This window comes from Streptomyces sp. NEAU-W12 (assembly GCF_026242095.1).
Taxonomy (GTDB): Bacteria; Actinomycetota; Actinomycetes; order Streptomycetales; family Streptomycetaceae; genus Streptomyces.
Genome location: NZ_JAPJDM010000004.1, coordinates 253954 through 271759 on the forward strand (window position 1 = coordinate 253954; position 17806 = coordinate 271759).

17 protein-coding genes and 1 pseudogene are annotated in these 17806 nt (G+C 73.1%); 8 read left to right on the forward strand and 10 right to left on the reverse strand.

From position 1 onward, the window contains the following. Nucleotides 1-145: 145 nt before the first annotated feature. Nucleotides 146-874, reverse strand: a complete 729-nt coding sequence (locus ORI94_RS07125; RefSeq protein ID WP_266073513.1) for a FadR/GntR family transcriptional regulator — start codon at nt 872-874, stop codon at nt 146-148. 172 nt (nt 875-1046) lie between these two features. Between ORI94_RS07125 and ORI94_RS07130 the strand changes: the two genes are divergently transcribed. The 4 genes from ORI94_RS07130 to ORI94_RS07145 are packed head-to-tail and all read left to right on the forward strand — an operon-like array spanning nt 1047 to nt 5045. Then, a complete protein-coding gene (locus tag ORI94_RS07130; protein ID WP_266073605.1) occupies nt 1047-2420 on the forward strand; it encodes an enolase C-terminal domain-like protein in 1374 nt (457 codons plus the stop codon). Next, entirely contained in the window at nt 2417-3172 is a 756-nt protein-coding gene (locus ORI94_RS07135) for an SDR family NAD(P)-dependent oxidoreductase (RefSeq protein WP_266073514.1), read from the forward strand. Before ORI94_RS07130 ends, ORI94_RS07135 begins: the two co-directional genes overlap by 4 nt. After that, nucleotides 3169-4179, forward strand: a complete 1011-nt coding sequence (locus ORI94_RS07140) for an aldo/keto reductase (RefSeq protein ID WP_266073515.1) — start codon at nt 3169-3171, stop codon at nt 4177-4179. The genes ORI94_RS07135 and ORI94_RS07140 overlap by 4 nt, the downstream gene beginning before the upstream one ends. 26 nt (nt 4180-4205) lie before the next feature. Then, the gene (locus ORI94_RS07145) at nt 4206-5045 is read left to right on the forward strand and encodes an amidohydrolase family protein (protein ID WP_266073606.1); all 840 of its coding nucleotides are present in this window, start codon (nt 4206-4208) and stop codon (nt 5043-5045) included. On the opposite strand, the gene ORI94_RS07150 is transcribed toward ORI94_RS07145, so the two are convergent. Further along, nucleotides 5033-6469, reverse strand: coding sequence for a lipase maturation factor family protein (locus tag ORI94_RS07150; protein WP_266073516.1), 1437 nt, complete (start codon nt 6467-6469; stop codon nt 5033-5035). The two genes, ORI94_RS07145 and ORI94_RS07150, sit on opposite strands and share 13 nt — an antisense overlap. A gap of 91 nt (nt 6470-6560) precedes the next feature. Here ORI94_RS07150 and ORI94_RS07155 point away from each other — a divergent pair, with 91 nt between their 5' ends. After that, entirely contained in the window at nt 6561-8714 is a 2154-nt protein-coding gene (locus ORI94_RS07155) for a SpoIIE family protein phosphatase (RefSeq protein WP_266073517.1), read from the forward strand. A gap of 258 nt (nt 8715-8972) precedes the next feature. Here the strand turns inward: ORI94_RS07155 and ORI94_RS07160 are convergent, their stop codons facing one another. From ORI94_RS07160 to ORI94_RS07175, 4 genes and pseudogenes are all read right to left on the reverse strand, one after another. Continuing rightward, nucleotides 8973-9629, reverse strand: a complete 657-nt coding sequence (locus ORI94_RS07160; protein ID WP_266073518.1) for a zf-HC2 domain-containing protein — start codon at nt 9627-9629, stop codon at nt 8973-8975. Between the two features lie 151 nt (nt 9630-9780). Further along, the gene (locus tag ORI94_RS07165) at nt 9781-10311 is read right to left on the reverse strand and encodes a hypothetical protein (RefSeq protein ID WP_266073519.1); all 531 of its coding nucleotides are present in this window, start codon (nt 10309-10311) and stop codon (nt 9781-9783) included. 136 nt (nt 10312-10447) lie between these two features. Continuing rightward, nucleotides 10448-10993 (reverse strand): sigma-70 family RNA polymerase sigma factor, encoded by a 546-nt coding sequence (locus tag ORI94_RS07170; RefSeq protein WP_042167152.1) that lies wholly within the window; start codon nt 10991-10993, stop codon nt 10448-10450. Between the two features lie 277 nt (nt 10994-11270). After that, nucleotides 11271-11686, reverse strand: a pseudogene (locus ORI94_RS07175) (universal stress protein); the annotation flags it as partial. A gap of 117 nt (nt 11687-11803) precedes the next feature. Here ORI94_RS07175 and ORI94_RS07180 point away from each other — a divergent pair. Beyond that, on the forward strand, nt 11804-12643 hold the full coding sequence (locus ORI94_RS07180; RefSeq protein WP_266073520.1) for a polysaccharide deacetylase family protein: 840 nt from the start codon (nt 11804-11806) through the stop codon (nt 12641-12643). Between the two features lie 55 nt (nt 12644-12698). Here ORI94_RS07180 and ORI94_RS07185 read toward each other — a convergent pair whose 3' ends face one another. Next, the gene (locus tag ORI94_RS07185; protein WP_266073521.1) at nt 12699-13367 is read right to left on the reverse strand and encodes a class F sortase; all 669 of its coding nucleotides are present in this window, start codon (nt 13365-13367) and stop codon (nt 12699-12701) included. 333 nt (nt 13368-13700) lie between these two features. On the opposite strand from ORI94_RS07185, the gene ORI94_RS07190 reads away from it, so the two are divergent. After that, a complete protein-coding gene (locus ORI94_RS07190) occupies nt 13701-14198 on the forward strand; it encodes a hypothetical protein (protein WP_042166822.1) in 498 nt (165 codons plus the stop codon). 92 nt (nt 14199-14290) lie between these two features. On the opposite strand, the gene ORI94_RS35305 is transcribed toward ORI94_RS07190, so the two are convergent. The 3 genes from ORI94_RS35305 to ORI94_RS07205 form a co-directional block, all read right to left on the reverse strand. Then, nucleotides 14291-14425 (reverse strand): hypothetical protein, encoded by a 135-nt coding sequence (locus tag ORI94_RS35305; RefSeq protein ID WP_323056028.1) that lies wholly within the window; start codon nt 14423-14425, stop codon nt 14291-14293. A gap of 641 nt (nt 14426-15066) precedes the next feature. Continuing rightward, nucleotides 15067-15831, reverse strand: coding sequence for a DUF4239 domain-containing protein (locus tag ORI94_RS07200; RefSeq protein ID WP_266073522.1), 765 nt, complete (start codon nt 15829-15831; stop codon nt 15067-15069). Between the two features lie 54 nt (nt 15832-15885). Further along, the gene (locus ORI94_RS07205; RefSeq protein WP_266073523.1) at nt 15886-16017 is read right to left on the reverse strand and encodes a hypothetical protein; all 132 of its coding nucleotides are present in this window, start codon (nt 16015-16017) and stop codon (nt 15886-15888) included. Between the two features lie 773 nt (nt 16018-16790). Between ORI94_RS07205 and ORI94_RS07210 the strand changes: the two genes are divergently transcribed. After that, on the forward strand, nt 16791-17717 hold the full coding sequence (locus ORI94_RS07210; protein ID WP_266073524.1) for an SCO0930 family lipoprotein: 927 nt from the start codon (nt 16791-16793) through the stop codon (nt 17715-17717). The last annotated feature ends 89 nt before the right edge of the window (nt 17718-17806 follow it).

The window sequence follows — 17806 nt, forward strand, 5'->3', positions numbered from 1 at the left end:
GTCCTCGGCCGGGCACGGGCGGGGGCATCCCCGCCTGGCTCACGCCGAGGCCGGGAACGTCTTTCGTGTGTGGCCCAAGGCCGACCCGGCAGTCACCCGGCCGACCATAGCCGTGCACAGCTGATCACCGCAACAACCGGGTTGCTCAGCCGTCCAGTTGGGAGCGCAGCCACTGTTCGACCTCGCCCACATGGGCCGCTGCCGCCGCTCGCGCGGCCTCCGGGTCGCGGGCGGCCAGGGCGCGGTGGATCGCGGCGTGTTCGCGACGGGTACGGGCGAAGGCTCCCTCCTCCTGGTAGCCGCGCCAGACCCGGGCCCGGAAGGTGCGGGACGACAGACCGTCCAGAATCGCGGCCAGCGTCCCGTTGCCCGCCGCGGCGGCGATCTCGCGGTGGAAGGCCAGATCGTGGGCGAGGATCTCCTCCGGGTCGTCGGTGGCGTTCATCGCGGCCAGGTGCCCGGCGACCTCGGCCAGCTGGTCCGGCGTGATCCGCGCGGCGGCCAGCGCGGTCGCCGTCGACTCCAGCGCCCGGCGCACCTCGAGGAGCTCGACCAGACGCGGCCCCCGGGACAGGTCGGCCACGACCCCGAAGGTCTCCAGCAGGTCACCGGCCTCCAGCCGCGTCACGTAGATGCCCGAGCCGTGCCGGGCCTCGAGCACGCCCAGCACCGTGAGCGCGCGGACGGCCTCCCGCATCGAACTGCGGGAGATGCCCAGCCGGACGGCGAGATCCCGCTCGGTGGGCAGCCGCTCGCCCGGCTGCAGCCGCCCCTCGCGGATCATCTCCTTGATCCGCTCGATGGCGCGTTGCGTCACGGTGCCCTTGCGCGGGGCCGGGCCGGTGCCCGTGTCCCCGGTCGCGGTCTCGTCCACGCCCCTCCTCCCGCCGCCGGTGCGCGCAGTCTAGCCCTCATGGTGGTCCGACCACTGAGGGTGCAGAAGTGGGAAAATCGCGCCCCGGGGGTGTCGCATCCGGTAAGTGGTCTGATAAATATGCGCCAGGAACGACCACGTGCCGCTTCTGCCACCCACCGAAAGGCCCTTCGTGCCCCCGACCTCCGCCCGTGTCACCGCCGTCGACACGTACGACGTCCGGTTCCCCACCTCGCGCGAACTCGACGGCTCCGACGCCATGAACCCCGACCCCGACTACTCGGCTGCCTACGTCGTCCTGCGCACCGACGCCGCCGACGGGCACGAGGGGCACGGATTCGCGTTCACCATCGGGCGGGGCAACGACGTACAGGTCGCCGCGATCGAGGCGCTGCGCGGACACCTGGTCGGCCGGCCCGTCGACGAGCTCTGCGCCGACCCCGCCGTCCTGAACCGCGACCTGACCGGCGACAGCCAGCTGCGCTGGCTGGGACCCGAGAAGGGCGTGATGCACATGGCGATCGGCGCGGTCGTCAACGCCGTCTGGGACCTGGCCGCCAAACGCGCGGACAGACCGCTGTGGCGGCTGCTCGCCGAGGCCGAACCCGAATGGCTGGTTCGGCAGATCGACTTCCGCTACCTCACCGACGCCCTCACCCCCGAGGAGGCCCTGACTCTCCTGCGTCGCGGCCGGGAGGGCGCCGGGGAACGCACGGCCCGGCTGCTGGCGCACGGCTACCCCGCGTACACCACCTCGCCCGGCTGGCTCGGCTACGACGACGACAAGCTGACCCGGCTCGCCCTCCGCGCGGTCGCCGACGGCTTCCGTCAGATCAAGCTCAAGGTCGGCGCCGACCTCGAGGACGACATCCGCCGCTGCAGGGCCGCCCGCGCGGCCGTCGGCCCCGGCATCCGCATCGCGATCGACGCCAACCAGCGCTGGGACGTGGACGAGGCGATCCGCTGGACGAAGGCGCTCGCCGCGTTCGACCCGTACTGGATCGAGGAGCCCACGAGCCCCGACGACGTGCTCGGCCACGCGGCGATCCGGCGGGCCGTCGCCCCGGTGAAGGTGGCCACCGGTGAACACGCCCCCAACCGGATCGTCTTCAAACAGTTCCTCCAGGCCGGTGCCCTCGACATCGTCCAGATCGACGCCGCCCGCGTCGGCGGGGTCCCCGAGAACCTCGCGATCCTGCTGCTCGCCGCCAAGTACGGAGTGCCGGTGTGCCCGCACGCCGGCGGCGTCGGCCTGTGCGAACTCGTGCAGCACCTGTCGATGTTCGACTACGTGGCCCTCTCCGGCACCACCGAGGACCGGGTCATCGAGTACGTCGACCACCTGCACGACCACTTCCTCGACCCCGTGGTGATCCGCCGGGGCCACTACACGGCGCCCACCGCACCGGGCTTCTCGGCCGCCATGCGGCCCGAGTCCCTGGCCCGGTACACCTACCCCGACGGCGCCTTCTGGGCCGCCGACCCGGGCACCCGACCCGGTAGGGACCCGTCCGGCACGACGCATGAGAAGGAGCGGGCGGCATGAACGACTTCGAGGGGCTGACGGCCCTGGTGACCGGCGGCGCCTCCGGCATCGGCCGGGCCACCGCGGACCTCCTCGCCGCGCGCGGCGCCCGGGTGGCCGTCCTCGACCTGGACCCGTCCGGCGTCGCGGCGCCCCTCACCGGACACCGCGCCGACGTCACCGACGACGCCTCGCTGCGCGCGGCGGTGGCCGCCGCCGTCACCGGCCTCGGCGGGCTCGACGTGCTGGTCAACAACGCCGGCATCGGTGCCCGGGGCACCGTCGAGACCAACTCCGACGAGGAGTGGCACCACGTCTTCGACGTCAACGTCCTCGGCATGGTCCGCACCGCCCGCGCCTGCCTGCCGCACCTGCGGGCGTCCGCGCACGCGGCGATCGTCAACACCTGCTCCGTCGCCGCCACCGCGGGCCTGCCCCAGCGGGCCCTGTACAGCGCGACCAAGGGCGCCGTCCACTCCCTGACCCTCGCCATGGCCGCCGACCACGTCCACGAGGGCATCCGCGTCAACTGCGTCAACCCGGGCACCGTCGACACGCCCTGGATCGGCCGCCTGCTCGACGCGGCCGACGACCCCGCCGCCGAACGCGCCGCACTCGAGGCCCGCCAGCCCACCGGCCGCCTCGTGACGGCCACCGAGGTCGCCGCTGCCATCGCCCACCTGGCGAGCCCGCTGTCCGGTGCCACCACCGGAACAGCCCTCGCGGTCGACGGCGGCATGCAGGGCCTGCGGCTGCGCCCGGCCGCCCGGTGAACCGGCTCGGCCGCAGCGGCGTCGAGGTCACCTCCCTGGCCTTCGGCGCCGCCGGGATCGGCAACCTGTACACCGAGGTCGGCGAGGACACGGCGCACGAGGCGGTGCAGGCCGCCTGGCAGCGCGGCATCCGCTTCTTCGACACCGCCCCGCACTACGGCCTCGGCCTGTCCGAACGCCGCCTCGGCGCCGTCCTGCGCGCCCTCCCGCGCAGCCGGTACACGGTGTCCACCAAGGTCGGCCGCCTCCTCGAACCCGTCGGCGCCGGTGGCGGCGGGCTCCCACAGGACCTGGCCCACGGATTCGCCGTGCCCGCGACCCACCGCAGGGTCTGGGACTTCAGCGCCGACGGAGTACGGCGCAGTCTGGAGGCCAGCCTGGAGCGCCTCGGCCTCGACCGCGTCGACGTCGTCCACCTCCACGACCCCGACGACCACGCCGAACAGGCCTTCCGCGAGGGCTATCCGGCGCTGGAGAGGCTCCGCTCCGAAGGAGTGGTCGGCGCGATCGGCGCGGGCATGAACCAGACCCGTATGCTCACCCGCTTCGTCCGCGACACCGACGTCGACGTGGTCCTGTGCGCGGGCCGCCACACCCTGCTCGACCAGAGCGCGCTGAGAGACCTGCTGCCCGCCGCGCAGGAACGCGGCATCTCCGTGGTCATCGGCGGCGCCTTCAACTCCGGCCTGCTCGCCGACCCGAAGCCGGGTGCCACCTACGACTACGGCAGCGCGCCACAGGAGTTGCTGGACCGAGCCCGGCGGCTGCACCGGGCGGCCGAACGCCACGGCACCACCCTGCGCGCCGCCGCCCTGGCCTTCTGCGCCGCCCACCCGGCTGTCGCGAGCGTCCTGGTCGGAGCCCGCTCGGCGGCCGAAGTCCACGACTGCGCGGACCAGTTCACCGCCCCCGTACCCGCCGCCCTGTGGCAGGAGCTGCGCACCACCGGCCTTCTGCCGCCCGAGGCCCCCGTTCCGGCCGGGGAACGGGCGGGGGAGTCGCCGTGACCCCTGCCGCCCTGCCTCCCGACGCGGTGACCGTCGACGCGCACCACCACGTCTGGGACCTGTCCGTCCGCGACCAGGAGTGGATCGCCGGCCCCCGGCTCCGGTCCCTGCGACGCGACTTCACGATGGACGACCTGCTTCCCGAGGCCCGCGCGGCCGGTGTGCGCCGCACCGTCCTGGTCCAGACCGTCACCGTTGCCGAGGAGACCCCGGAGCTGCTGGCCCTGGCCGCCGCGCACGACCTGGTCGCCGGGGTCGTCGGCTGGACCGACCTCACCCGCCCCGGCCTCGCCGACGAGCTGGCCCGGCTGCGCGAACAGCCCGGCGGACAGTTCCTGAAGGGCGTCAGGCACCAGGTCCAGAGCGAACCCGATCCCGGCTGGCTGCTGCGGACCGACGTGCAGCGCTCCCTCGCCGCCGTCGCCGACGCGGGCCTGGTCTACGACCTGGTGGTCCAGCCCCACCAGCTCCCCGCCTGCGTCCGCGCGGCGGCCTCGCTGCCCCGGCTGACCTTCGTCCTCGACCACGCCGGCAAGCCGCCCGTCGCCTCGGGCCGGCTCGAACCCTGGGCCCGTGACGTCCGCGCCCTGGCCGCGCTGCCGAACACGGTCTGCAAACTCTCCGGCCTGGTCACCGAGGCCGACCCGGCCGCCTGGAGCGTCGACACGCTGCGCCCGTACGCCGACGTCGTCCTGGACGCCTTCGGTCCCGGACGGCTGATGTTCGGCTCGGACTGGCCGGTGTGCACCCTCGCCGCGTCCTACGGCGACGTCCTGGCCGCCGCCCGCACACTGACCGCGGACCTCGACGCCACCGGACGGGAGGAGGTCTTCGGCACCACCGCCACCCGCGTCTACGGCCTGTGAACCGCCCCCGTCAGCCGGGTCGGCGGCAGATACTCGCGCACATACGTCCGCTGCCAGCACGCCCCCGTCTCCCGCAGCTCGCGCCAGGTCGTGTACCGGTAGCGGAACAGCCGGGCGCGCACGTACCGGGGCGGCGCGTCCGGCGGGAACGGGGAGCCGCGCAGCAGCCGCAGCGTGTCGCGGTCCCCCTCCAGCAGCCGTTCCACCAGCGCGCCGAACCACGGTCCGGCGTAGGACGGCGACAGCGCGGCGAACCACATCATCCAGTCGAGCCGCAGATGGTACGGCGCGAACTGGCGTGGCCAGCGCCGGGGATCACCCGGCTTGCCCCGGAACTCGTACGCCCGCCAGTCCGAGTCCTTCCGGGGCTTGTCGTCCGCGGTGCCCTCGATCACCACCTCGTACCGGATCCGGCTGACACTGCCGAACGCCCCGTAGCTGTTGACCAGGTGGAGCGGGTCGAAGGAGCGGTTCATCACCTGGCGGCGGGAGAGCATGTTGCGCACGGGGTGGTAGCCGAGGGCGAGCAGCAGCGCCGACACCGCCAGGACGACGACCACGTACCACAGCGGGGCGCCGGCCGCGTCCGGCGGGCCGGCGGGGAACGCCGACACGGGGAACGCGACCGCCGACAGGGCCAGCACGATCGTGATCCAGTTCAGCCAGGAGAAGTTGCCCGACAGTACGAGCCACAGCTGCGTGAGGACCATCAGCGCGGCGGCGGCCGTGGCGACCGGCTGCGGAGCGAACAGCAGGAACGGCACGACCAGCTGGGTGACATGGTTCGCGGCCGCCTCGACCCGGTGCAGCGGCTTCGGCAGATGGTGGAAGAACCAGCTCAGCGGCCCGGGCATCGGCTGGGTCTCATGGTGATGGTCCAGGCAGGTGAGCCTGCGCCAGCAGGCGTCGCCGCGCATCTTGATCAGCCCCGCGCCGAACTCGACCCGGAACAGCACCCACCGCAGCAGGAACAGGACGACCACCGGCGGCGCCACCTCGTCGTTGCCGAGGAACACCGCGAGGAAGCCGACCTCGAGCAGCAGTGACTCCCAGCCGAAGGCGTACCAGGTCTGCCCGACGTTGACGATCGACAGGTACAACGCCCACGGCACCAGCCACAGCAGCATCCCGGACCACAGCGGAAGCCAGGAGTCCACCCCCGCGAGGAGCGCCGCCGACACCGCACAGCCCGTCCAGGCGCACCCCGCGAAGAACCGGTCCGAGTAGCGCACCTGGAACAGGCCGGGCGCCCGCGCGAACGGGGTCCGCTCCACGAACCGGGGCACCGGCAGCATCCCTCGCTCGCCGATCAGCGCACGGAACTGCAGCACCGCCGTCAGGAAGGCGACCAGGTACAGCCCGGCCAGCGCCCGCTGGAAGACCAGCCGGCTCAGCCAGTAGTCGGATGCGGTGAACCAGTCCACAGGGGCGCGCTCCCTTCCCGCCCATTGTCCGCCCCGCGGGCTCCGGGGCACCCCGGTCGAAGAATCGGGTGAATCCTGACAAGGTGGGTCCATGGCTGATCGGGGAGCGAGCGCCCTGTCACTCCCGGACGACTGGCCGGACGACCCGGATCCGATCCTGGCGCTCAACCACATGGGCAGGTTCGACTGGGACCTGGACACCCGGGTGATGCTGATGGACGCCCAGGCCCGTGACCTCTTCGACCTGCGCCCCGAGGAATCCAACGCCCCCGACGTGCTGGCGACCCGGATCCCGCCCGCCGAGGCCGTGCGCCTGGACACCGCCGTCTCCCAGGCACTGAAGGACGGAAGCGAGAACTACGGCGTCTACTTCCGGGTCCGCCGCCGCGACGGCATCCTGTGCTGGACCCACGTCCGTGGCTACATCGGCCGGGACGCGACCGGACGGCCCCGCCACATCCTCGGCATCGTCCGGGACGCCACGGAGGAACTCGGCGACAGCGAGGCCAGACGCGAGGCCGCAGGGCAACAGGCCTCCCAGGAGAACGCCCTGCGCCGGCAGACCAACATCGTCCAGCTCACCACGGCCGCCCTCGCACACGCCCGCACCGTGCAGGACGTCATCGACGTCGTCAAGGACACCCACGGCCTCACCCATCTGGGCGCCACCAGCCTCGTCATGGGCCTGGTCGAGGCCGGCCGGATCCGGCTGGTCGCCGAAGGGCCCGTCGGCAGCTTCGTCCCGGGCACCCGCATCACCCGGATCGACGAGCAGTACCCGATGAGCGAGGCCGTACGGACCCTGAGCCCGCGCTTCATCGAGTCGCCGGAGGAGTTCGCCGAGTGCTACCCGGTGCTGTGGCCGCACCTCGCCGACCTGCACATCACCTCGGCGGCCTACCTGCCGCTCATCGTCCAGACCCGCCCCATCGGCGCCATGGGCCTGCTCTACAACGACCGGCGCGGTTTCACCCCCGAGGAGCGCAACATCCTCGTCGCCCTGTGCAGCAGCATCGCCCAGAGCATGCAGCGGGCCATGTTCTACGAGCAGGAGATGGACCTCGCGCAGGGACTCCAGCAGGCCATGCTGCCCCGCACCATCCCCAGTGTGCCCGGCGCCGACGTCGCCGTCCGCTACCGCGCGGCCAGCATCGGCGGCGGCCTCGGCCGGGACATCGGCGGCGACTGGTACGACCTGATCCCGCTGCCCGGGGGCCGGGTCGGCGCCGTGATCGGCGACGTCCAGGGCCACGACACCCACGCCGCCTCCGTCATGGGCCAGCTGCGTATCGTGCTCCGGGCCTACGCCGCCGAAGGGCACCCGCCGGCCACCGTGATGGCCCGCGCCTCCGTCTTCCTGCACGAACTCGACACCGACCGCTCCGCGACCTGCCTGTACGCCGAGGCCGACCTGTCCACCGGTGTCCTCCAGGTGGTCCGGGCCGGCCACATCGACCCGCTCGTCCGGCGTGCCGACGGCGTCTGCCACCGTGTCAACGTGCCGGGCGGGCTGCCGCTCGGCCTGTCCGCCGAGTTCGACCGGCTGGAGTACCCGGTCGGGACGATGGAACTGGACCCCGGCAACGTGCTGCTGCTGTGCACCGACGGCCTGGTCGAGCAGCCCGGCGCCGACCTCGACGACGGCATCAGGACCCTCTCCGCGCTCGTCACCACCGGCCCCGACGACGTACGCGAGCTGGCCGACCGGCTCATCGACGTGGCCGAGGAACGCGGCGTGGACGACGACGTGGCCCTGCTCCTGCTGCGCCGCCGCCCGCCGGACAGCCCGCGTGCGGGAGGCCGGCTGCAGCAGCACGTGGCCCCCGGTGATCCCGAGGCCCTCGTTGAGGCCCGGCGCATGGTCCGCGCCGGGGTCGGTGCCTGGGGCACCGGGAACCGCGCCGACGAGATCGAACTGGTCGCCGACGAGCTGATCACCAACGCCCTGATGCACACCGAGGGGTCCGCCGTCGTCACCCTCCGGGTGCTCACCGGCGGCGAGCGGCGGCTGCGCGTGGAGGTGGCCGACTCCTCCAGCGCCCTGCCGCGCCGCCGCGAGGCGGGGGAGTCGGGCGTCTCGGGGCGGGGCCTGCTCCTGGTCGAGACGCTCGCGGACGAGTGGGGCGTGGAGGCACGCGGCGGAGGCAAATGCGTGTGGTGCGAGTTCTCGGTGACCAGGGCCTTTGACCACGACGCCGGCGACGGTGCCCGCGCCGCCGACGGAGCGGGACGCGGCTCCCGCTGACCGGCCCGGGGCGGCACCCCGGGGGGATGCCGGACCTTCCCGAGGCCCAAGTGCTGCGGACCACCACCCCCCGCCGAAGCGGTCGGGCGCGCGCACGGGCTCACCGCCGGACGGCCGAGGACCGGGAAGAGGAGCGGACCGAGGGCCCACGGCAGCACCGGCGGGGCGTGCCCGGGGCGCGGCGACACCGTCCGCGGGATCGCGTCCGGTCCGTGCCGGGGCCGGTGACCGCGGGGGTCCCGGGGATTCCTCCCGGTGTCACCCGGGCTTCAGCGTCACCAGGTGCTCGCCGTCGGAGGAGCGCAGTTCGTAGCGGTCGACCTGCCCGGTGTGCAGGGTGGAGCCGCCCGTCATGGTGTTGGGACGGGCGTCGTGACGGGGCACGCCCCAACTGGTCACCGTCTCCTCGGAGCCGTCCCGGCCCACCACCACCAGCCGGCAGACACGGGGCCCCGCGCCGTCCTTGACCTTCAGCTGCAGCCGGCTGCCCCAGTCCTCGTCCGCCGTCGTGATCTCCGCCCACACCCCGGACCGCTCATCGGTCGCCGCGATGCTCGCGGGCGCCCGCCCGCCGCCACCCGGCGACAGCACGGCGAGCGCCGGCGCGGTGGTCGCGAGCACCACCGAGGCGGCCAGTGCGAACAGCAGCCGACGGCGCACCGCCCGGTTGCGGACCGCCACCTCGGACAGCAGCCGGTCCAGCATCCGCGGGCCCGGCCTGGACATCGGGTGCGTCAGCGGCGGGGTGGAGCGCCGGTACAGCATCAACTGCCGAGTCGTCGCCCCGAATTCGGTCACCTGTGCAGCGCAGCCGGGGCACTCCATGAGGTGGTCCTCGAAGCGGAAGGCCTCCGCCTCGTCCAGCACGCCGAGCGCGTACGCGCCGACGTCGCGATGCCTTTCCAGGGACCTCATGCCGAATCCTCGTGCCGTTGGGTGTGGGTGGGGTTACTCCTTGCTCCCACCGGTACGTACCAGGCAGTCGATTCACTCAAGCCGCATGCCGAATCGTAACCAAGGGATCCGGAGCCCTCCGGCCCGCGGATCGGTCCGACCCGGCGGAAAGCTAGAAAAGGTGGATGGCGAGGTGCCCGAGCGGCAGCCCGAGCTGCCACGCGGGCGTCCACACCTTCGGCCCCTCGTCCTCCCCGGCCCCCGCGGCGCCGCCCGGCACCGCGTTCAGATCGGGTGCCAGCAGCTCCGTCTCCCGCAGCCACCGCCAGGCCGACCGGGCGAGCTCCAGGTCGGGATCCACCGGGGTCCGGCCGGCGGCGGTCGCGGTGGCGGCTTCCGCGGTCAGGTGCGCCAGGCGTTCCCCCACCCACTCCTGCCACGGCTGGTCGTACGCGGTCAGCGACAGCCAGGTCTCCAGCTGGGTGATCACCCGGATGCCGGAGAGCTCGCCGTCGGTGGCGGACAGGAAGACGGTCAGCGCCAGTGCCTCCCGTCCGGCCCGGAACTCGAAGGACGTCGGCGGCATCAGATCGCCGCTGCGCAGCAGTTCGTCGGCGATGTACTCGGCGTACAACCAGGCCATGGGGACGGCCAGTTCGCCGTCGCCCGTGCCGTCGGTGCTCTGTTGACCCCTGTGCGGCATTCCTTCCAGCCCTCCTCCGGTACGTGTGCGTCGCCCGAACCCGGGCCCCCGGTCCGCAGCACGGATGAGGACAGCCGATTACCCGACAGGGGTGGCCGGCAAGGCACTTTACGGAGGTTTGACCCGGCCGCCGGTTTCACCGCAGGTCGGCGGCGTATCCCGGAAGCACCCGGCGCAGGGCGCGCAGCGCGTAGTACGCGCGGGACTTCACGGTACCGGGCGGTATCCCCAGGGCCGCCGCGGCCTCCGCCACACTCGCCCCCTGGAAGTACACGAGCACCAGGACTTCACGGTGCTCCGGGGTGAGAGTCTTCACAGCCTGGCGGACGTCGAGCGCCGCCGCGGCCCGTTCGGCGTGGTCGGAGATCACCCGCGCGTTCTCCAGCACCGCGTCGCCGACCTCGGGCGGCCGGGCCTGCCGGGCCCGCCGCGCGTCGATGGCCAGCCGCCGGCCCACCGTCATCAGCCAGGGCCGTACGGACTCGAAGTCGTCGGCGCGCAGCGCCTCGGGATGCTGCCAGGCGCGTACCAGCGTCTCCTGGACGAGATCCTCGGCGCGTTGCCGGTCCCCGTCGCAGAGCCGGAGCAGCAGCGCGAAGAGGGGCCGGCCGTGCTCGCGTTGCAGGGCGGCGAGTTCGTGTTCGGCGGTTGTCCCGTTCATGAGTGTCATTCCGGCCGTCATGGCGGTATGGCAACGTACGGCGCCCGCCGGGGACAGAGAGCGCACAACGGCGTGCGACGGACGGTCGATCGCGTCGACGAACGGTTCGACGAACGGTCCTGGCGGCCGTTCCCGCACGCCGGACGGCCCGGAGGCGCTCACCGTCGTCCTCACCGCGGGCGCCGCCCGGCAGCCCCGGGAGCACCGACCGCCGGAATCCGGCCGTCCGGGCCCCGGCCGCGCGGGACCGCGGCGTCACCCCGGCCGCCTCAGGGGCGGCAAGGGCCGCTCCGCCCGCGACCGCCACCGGTCCCACGAGCCGGTGGCCCGCCTGCTCCGCGAGGAGCCCACCACCACGTCCGCCGTGAGGTCGTCCGCGGCCCTCACCATGCCGTTGTACGGGTCGCCGCGGAACGTGGGGAGCTCCCCGCGGAAGCCGAACACCCCCCGCGCCTGCTCGGACGCCTCCCTGACCTGCCTCACCAGGTCCTCGGCGATCTCGTCGGTCGCCTCCGCCACCGGCGCCCCCGAGTGCAGCGCCCGCCGCCGGCACCGGCGGCACGTACACGACGGCGAGCAAAGGGTGCTGACGCCGGGCCGTACCGGAGGCGTAGGCCGCCGCCCGGAGGAGGAACCGGAGCCGTCCCCTTCGACCGCGATCACCCTCGGGCCGTCCGTACCCCGTTCGAACTGCGTCGAACGCTTCCCCGTCACGGCGCCGAGGCCATCGGACACCCGTACGGCGGCCGTACTGGGCCGGGCGAGTGGAAAGGCCCCGCCGTACCGGTGCTGCGGAGATCCACCCGCCACCGGGCGGGCGACTGATGAGTCATGCAGAAGGATCAGATGCTCACGCGGCGCCGGGCCCTGCTCACCGGCGCCGCCGTCGTGGGGGCGGCCGGCGCGGCCGGACTCCTCGTGACGGGTTCCGGCACCGACGCGGCACGTCCCGCCGCGCCCGCCGCCGGAGCCCAGGCCGCAGGCCGTCCGCTCAAGCCCTCCGCGTACCGGCTCAGACCCCTCACCGGCTACGGTCCGCACCAGGCACTGCTCGGCAGGACCCAGGTGCGGAGCGCACCGCTGCTGCGCGTGTCCGGACGGGGCAGCACCATGGTGCTGACCTTCGACGACGGGCCCGACCCCCGCTACACCCCGGACATCCTCGACACACTCGCCGCGTACGACGTCCGCGCGATGTTCTTCGTGTGCGGGGAGATGGTCTCCCACAACAAGGACCTGCTCGTCCGCATGGCCGACGAGGGACACGTCGTCGGCAACCACACCTGGTCCCACCCCCTGCTCACCCGGCTGACCCGCAGCAGGATCCGCTTCGAGATGGAACGCACCAGCGACATCATCGAGGAGGAGTACGGCGAGCGACCCCGCTGGTTCCGCGCGCCCTACGGAGCCTGGAACCGCGCCACCTTCCAACTCGGCGCAGAACTGGGTATGGAACCGCTCGCCTGGACCGTCGACACCCTCGACTGGACCAGCCCCGGCACCCGCACCATCGTCGACCGGGTGGAGAACGGCGCCGCCCCCGGCGTCGTGGTGCTCTCGCACGACGCCGGGGGCGACCGCTCCCAGAGCGTGCGGGCCCTGCGTGCCTATCTGCCCGAACTGCTCGCCTCCGGCTACCGGGTGACGGTGCCCCGCCGGCAGTACGTCTGAGCGCGTACCGTCCCTCCGGCCGGCCCCGTCCGCCCGGCCGGAGGGCGCCGGCCGCTCAGCGGACCTCGGCGAGGCGGGCGAAGACGACGACGTTCCCGTCGTAACCGTCCTGCTGGGTGAAACCACCGCCGCAGGTGATGACCCGCAGTTCCGCCGCGCCCTTCGAGTTGTAGACCCGGTCACCGGGAAAGTCGTTCTTCGCGAAGACCTCGATGCCGTAGATCTCGAACACCGCGGTCCTTCCGTCCTTGCGCTCGATCTCGACGCGGTTGCCCTTCTTCAGGGCCCCGAGCCCGTAGAAGACGGCCGGGCCCAGATGGTTGTCGACGTGGCCGACCACGACCGCCGTGCCCTTCTCGCCGGGAGTGACCCCACCGGTGAACCAGCCCGCCAGATTGGGGTCCTCGGGCGGCGGCGCGTCCACCCACCCCTCCGCGTCCAGACCCACCGCCATCACCGGCGCGTCCACCTGGATCGCAGGAATCCGAACCTGTCCCGGAACCGAGTACGGCAGCGGCCGCACCGCCGGGGCCGTGGAGGCGCCGGGTACCCGGCTGTCCGTGGCGGCGGCACCGGCGGGCTGCGGCGGTCCCTCGTCGAACTCCCCCGAACCGTTGCGGATGAGCGCGAGGCCGGTGAGCAGAACCAGCGCTATCACGCCCCACGGAGCACGCTTCTTCCGCCGCGCCTCCTCTTCGAATTCGGCCGGTTCGAAAGCAGACATTCGCTTTTCCCCTCTCGACACGGCCGTCGCCGTATCAGTCGCGCATGGCAGAAACGCTAGAGGCGGCGCAGGGAACCGGCGACGGGGAAAAGGCGAACGGGTGGCCGCGCGGTGATCGGTAAGCCATCCGGGGTGCCGCCGACCGAAGATCCTCTGACGGTCAGTGACCTGCGGTGATGTCCGAAACCACGGAGGTGGGCGGACCGTCGCCTCACCGGGACGGACCATCGCCGAAATGCGCGCCGGGACAGGGCAACTGAGGGTCTTCCTGGGAGGCGCTTTCTCGCCGATCGACCGGGGACCGGCCCCGGGGCGCCTTCCGCGGAGGAACACATGCGAAAGTCACGTGCCCTGGCGTCCGCCGGCGCCGCGGTCGCCGTCCTCGGGCTCGCCGCCCCGGCCGCCGTCGCGGACGGCGGCCGGGTCCCCAGCCCGTCCAACATCGTCGCCCTGCCCAGCGTCATCGCCCGTGGCGGCCAGCTGACCATCACCGTCGACGGCTGCCCCAACGGCGGCCACGCCACGTCCAACGCCTTCCCGAGGACCAACCTGACTCCGGTCCACGGCTCCGGCGACACCGCGAAGGGCACCGCCACCATCGACGACGACGCCCGCCCCGGCTCGTACGACATCACGGTGCACTGCTCCGGCCGCAGCCTGACCCGGCCCGCCGCCTTCACCGTCATCGGCGGGGTCCGCGGTGGCCTCGGCGGCAGCAGCACCGACGGTGCGACCCCGACCGACATGGCCATCGGCGGTGGACTGGTGGCCGCCGCGGCCGCCGCCGGCGGTGTCTTCTGGATGCGCCGCCGCGCCGAGAAGCAGTTCTGATCCCAGCCCTTCCCGACGGCCGTTTCGCACGTGTGACTGGAGGCCGCGCCCCGGATCCCCGACCGGGTCCGGGGCGCAGCCGTATGGGGCCGTCAGGTGCCGTCCCGTCCACCGTCACGGCGGGTGAAGCGGTACACGGCGCCCACCGAGCCCGTGACGAGTGCGGTGCCGAGCCCGATCCCGCCCGCGTCGAGGCCGGCCGGACCGCCGCCCTCCCCGGCGTGCACACCCCTCGGGCGCCCGGTCGCGCCCCCGGGTCCCACGGGCAGCGGAGAGGGGAGCGGTACGGGGCGGCCACCGGGGACGGTCGGACTCGGGGTGCCGGTGGCACCCCCCAGGTGAACGCCACCTGGGGGACCGCGCCGGGCCCGGTGTCCCGGTACACCTCCGCCGTCGCCTTCGAGCGCTCCCCCGGGACGGTCGCCGTGTCGAAGGCCGGCGAGAAGACCGTCACGCGTCCCTCGCACCCGCCGTCTGCCCGGTCCACCCACAGAGCGACCCGGCCGCCGGGCTCGACGGGGGTGGGCCGGACACCGAAGCCTGACGGTGCGGCATCGCCGCCCACGGCGACGGGCACCCGGCGAGACGGCGAGGGCCGGGGCGCTGACGCCCAGGAGTGCGGCGGAAGCGACGCGTATCGCGTGCATGGTGAGTCCTCCCGGTCCCGAGGAGCAGCGGCGGACCTGTTCCGCCCGCGCCAGGAATGCGGCTCGATGTCCGAAACGCTAGGAAACCGCGCCGGGCGGCGCGATCGCAGTCGCGCGAACGGGTCACTCCTGTGGGCCGAAGGAGGGACCACCGGTGCTGCGGAAGGAGGACACGTACGGCGTGGCGCACACCCCGGGACCACAACCGTGGTGCGAAACGGTCAGCTCCCGACGTCGGGGAACAGAAGGCGGAACGGATCGGCCGACGCGGCGAGGCCACGGCTGAACGGCGCGTCGAAATCCCAGATCAGGAAGAGCAGGAAGGCGATCAGAGCCGAGAACAGGCCGGCGAGGATCAGTTCCCGCCGGGTGCGCCGGATCTGCAGCGCGAAGATCATCCCGATGGTGACGACGGCCCCGCCGATCAGCCCGAACCACACCACGCCCGGCATGGTCTCCCCGGTCGACTCCGCACGGGCGGCGCGTGCCTGGTCGGCGGCGGACACCTGGTCGACGAGCGGCTGATAGGCCTGGGCCTCGAAGTCCGTCCGCGGTTCGTAGTCGGTGACGTCCCGGCGGATCCGGTCGAGCAACTCGGTCCCGCGCCCGGTGACCTGTCCGTCGTCGGCCATGGCGCGCCACTCGGTGGTCACGACGTGTCCGACATAGGCGTTGACATCGTCCCGAATGCGGTCGCGGACGTCGGCCGGATAGATCCGTACCCGCTCCGAGATCTCGTGCAGCGCCACCGCCTCCGCCCGTACGTGGTCCTGGGCGGCGCTGCGTCCCTCCCAGACCCCGGCGATGGCAAGGCCCAGGACGATGGCGTACACCACGCCGATCCACATTGTCATGTACTCGATGACGTCCGGGGTCTCGCTGGGGTCCTCGTCGTCGGGAGCCGCGCGGTGACGTACGAGGGTGATGACGACCACCACGACGCAGACGGCCAGCATCGCGAGGATGAGAACGAGCCATTCCGGCAAGAGGTGCCTCCACGGCGGATTGTCGGGTTCGGCGGGGACGGGCGGGCCCGGGACTCAGCGAGGCCGCAGCGCGGCGATGGCGACGACCGCGGGCGTGATGATGAGCAGGACGAAGGTGAGCGGTGACGTGGCACCGCCGGACGGCCGCTCGGCCGGAAGTGCGGCGCGGTGGCGGGGGTAGTGCACGGGGGTCACGGAGGGGCGGGGTGCGGGGGCGGCCGACGGGGTGGGCGAGGGGCCCGGTGGCGGCGGGGGAGGGGGCGGGGCCGGAGGCGCGGGGGGCGGCGCCGGGCGGGCCTGGCGTGGGGGCGACGGGGGCGGGGGAGCGGGTGTCGTGGTGGCGGGTTCGGACTTCGGTGGCGGGGGAGCGGGGGGTGGCGGGGGCGGAGTGGGTTCGGGCGGGGGTGGCGGCGAGGGTGGCGCAGGTGGGGGCGTGGGTGGCGGCGGCGGGGGTGGTGCGGGTGGGGGTGCGGGGGGTGAACAGGCCGGAGGGAGTGGCCAGGTCATGTTCCCGACGACCGCCACCGCCTCCGTTCCCTCCGGGCCCGTCGAGGCGTAGGCGCACGCGTCGGCCACCGCCGTGCCCGGCGCGCCGGTGAGCGCCCAGGTCAGCGTCGCCGTCGCCAGCGCCCTGGCGACGAGGGCGGATCGGGTCGGTACGAGTCCTTGCACGACGAAGATCATGAGCCGCGTTCCACCGGGACGCGTGTCGGTTCCGGGTAATTACCCCAATGGAGTTAAATCCGGCAACTCCCGTTTGATCCTGTGCCGATCGCTCGATGGGGGAGTGCGAGCAGATGTGCGATGCGGGGGACGGACCGGGCGATAAAGGGAGGAACCGTGGGCTCCGGAAGAAATGTCGGCCCGCGTTGAACACGGCAGGTGCGCTCATGCGTACTCCACGTCGAGCGGCGGCGCAGCAGGGCGCTGCAACACCCTTGCGATGATCTGGAGTTGAGATGAAGACCTCCTGGCGGACCGCCTCACTGGTGGTGAGCGCCGCGGCGGTGCTGACGCTGACGACGGCGTGCGGTCAGGACACCCCGCCGCCGGCCAGCAGTCAGAACGTGGGCGCCTCGGCCGCGCCCGGAGACCTCGGAGGCATCGACACCGGGGCCGGCACGGAGGCCTCCACGAGCCCTGCCGGTGGCGCGGGCAAGCTGTCCGTCGCCAGCAACGCCGAACTCGGCAAGCTGGTGACGGACGAGCTCGGACTCACGCTCTACCGCTTCGACCAGGACACCGCCGAGCCTCCCAAGTCCAACTGCGACGGCGACTGCGCCGAGACCTGGCCGCCGGTGCCCGCCGACGACGCCGCGGCCGGTGAGGGCATCGACGAGTCCCTCCTCGGTGAGGTCACCCGGGCCGACGGCACCAAGCAGCTCACCGTCGACGGCTGGCCCGCCTACCACTACGTCAAGGACGTCAACGCCGGTGACGTCAAGGGCCAGGGCGTGGGCGGCAAGTGGTTCGCGCTGACCCCCGAGGGCAAGAAGGCGCAGGAGGCCGGTGAGCAGCCCGGCCTGTCCACCCGGGAGGATCCCGAACTCGGCGAGATCGTCGTCGACAAGGACGGCAGGACCGTCTACCGCTTCATGAAGGACGAGGCCTGGCCCGACCCGGTCTCCGCCTGTACCGGTGCCTGCCTGGAGAAGTGGCCGGCGGTGGCGCCGGTCGACATCAACGACACCGAGGGCATCCGGAAGAAGAACTACATGACCTTCACCCGCCCCGACAACAAGGCCGAGCAGCAGACGATCAACTGCTGGCCGATCTACACCTTCGCGGGCGACAAGGCCGCCGGTGACACCAACGGCCAGGGTGTCGGCGGGACCTGGTACGCGGTGCGGCCGAACGGAGAGCCCGTCGGCGCGCCGGAGAAGTAGCACCACCTCCCCGGGGCGTCGTTCCCCTCCGGCGCCGTGGCCCCCGGTCCGCCTCTCCGTGTCCTGCGGGGAGGCGGGCCGTTTTGCCG

What these genes read in the sequence shown, in the direction of transcription:
- ORI94_RS07190 (WP_042166822.1), top strand. Translation starts at nt 13,701, where the DNA reads ATGCGAAAGTCACGTGCCCTGGCGTCCGCCGGCGCCGCGGTCGCCGTC.
- ORI94_RS07135 (WP_266073514.1), top strand. Translation starts at nt 2,417, where the DNA reads ATGAACGACTTCGAGGGGCTGACGGCCCTGGTGACCGGCGGCGCCTCC.
- ORI94_RS07165 (WP_266073519.1), bottom strand. Translation starts at nt 10,311, where the DNA reads ATGCCGCACAGGGGTCAACAGAGCACCGACGGCACGGGCGACGGCGAA.
- ORI94_RS07160 (WP_266073518.1), bottom strand. Translation starts at nt 9,629, where the DNA reads ATGAGGTCCCTGGAAAGGCATCGCGACGTCGGCGCGTACGCGCTCGGC.
- ORI94_RS07155 (WP_266073517.1), top strand. Translation starts at nt 6,561, where the DNA reads ATGGCTGATCGGGGAGCGAGCGCCCTGTCACTCCCGGACGACTGGCCG.
- ORI94_RS07180 (WP_266073520.1), top strand. Translation starts at nt 11,804, where the DNA reads ATGCAGAAGGATCAGATGCTCACGCGGCGCCGGGCCCTGCTCACCGGC.
- ORI94_RS07185 (WP_266073521.1), bottom strand. Translation starts at nt 13,367, where the DNA reads ATGTCTGCTTTCGAACCGGCCGAATTCGAAGAGGAGGCGCGGCGGAAG.
- ORI94_RS07170 (WP_042167152.1), bottom strand. Translation starts at nt 10,993, where the DNA reads ATGACGGCCGGAATGACACTCATGAACGGGACAACCGCCGAACACGAA.
- ORI94_RS07210 (WP_266073524.1), top strand. Translation starts at nt 16,791, where the DNA reads ATGAAGACCTCCTGGCGGACCGCCTCACTGGTGGTGAGCGCCGCGGCG.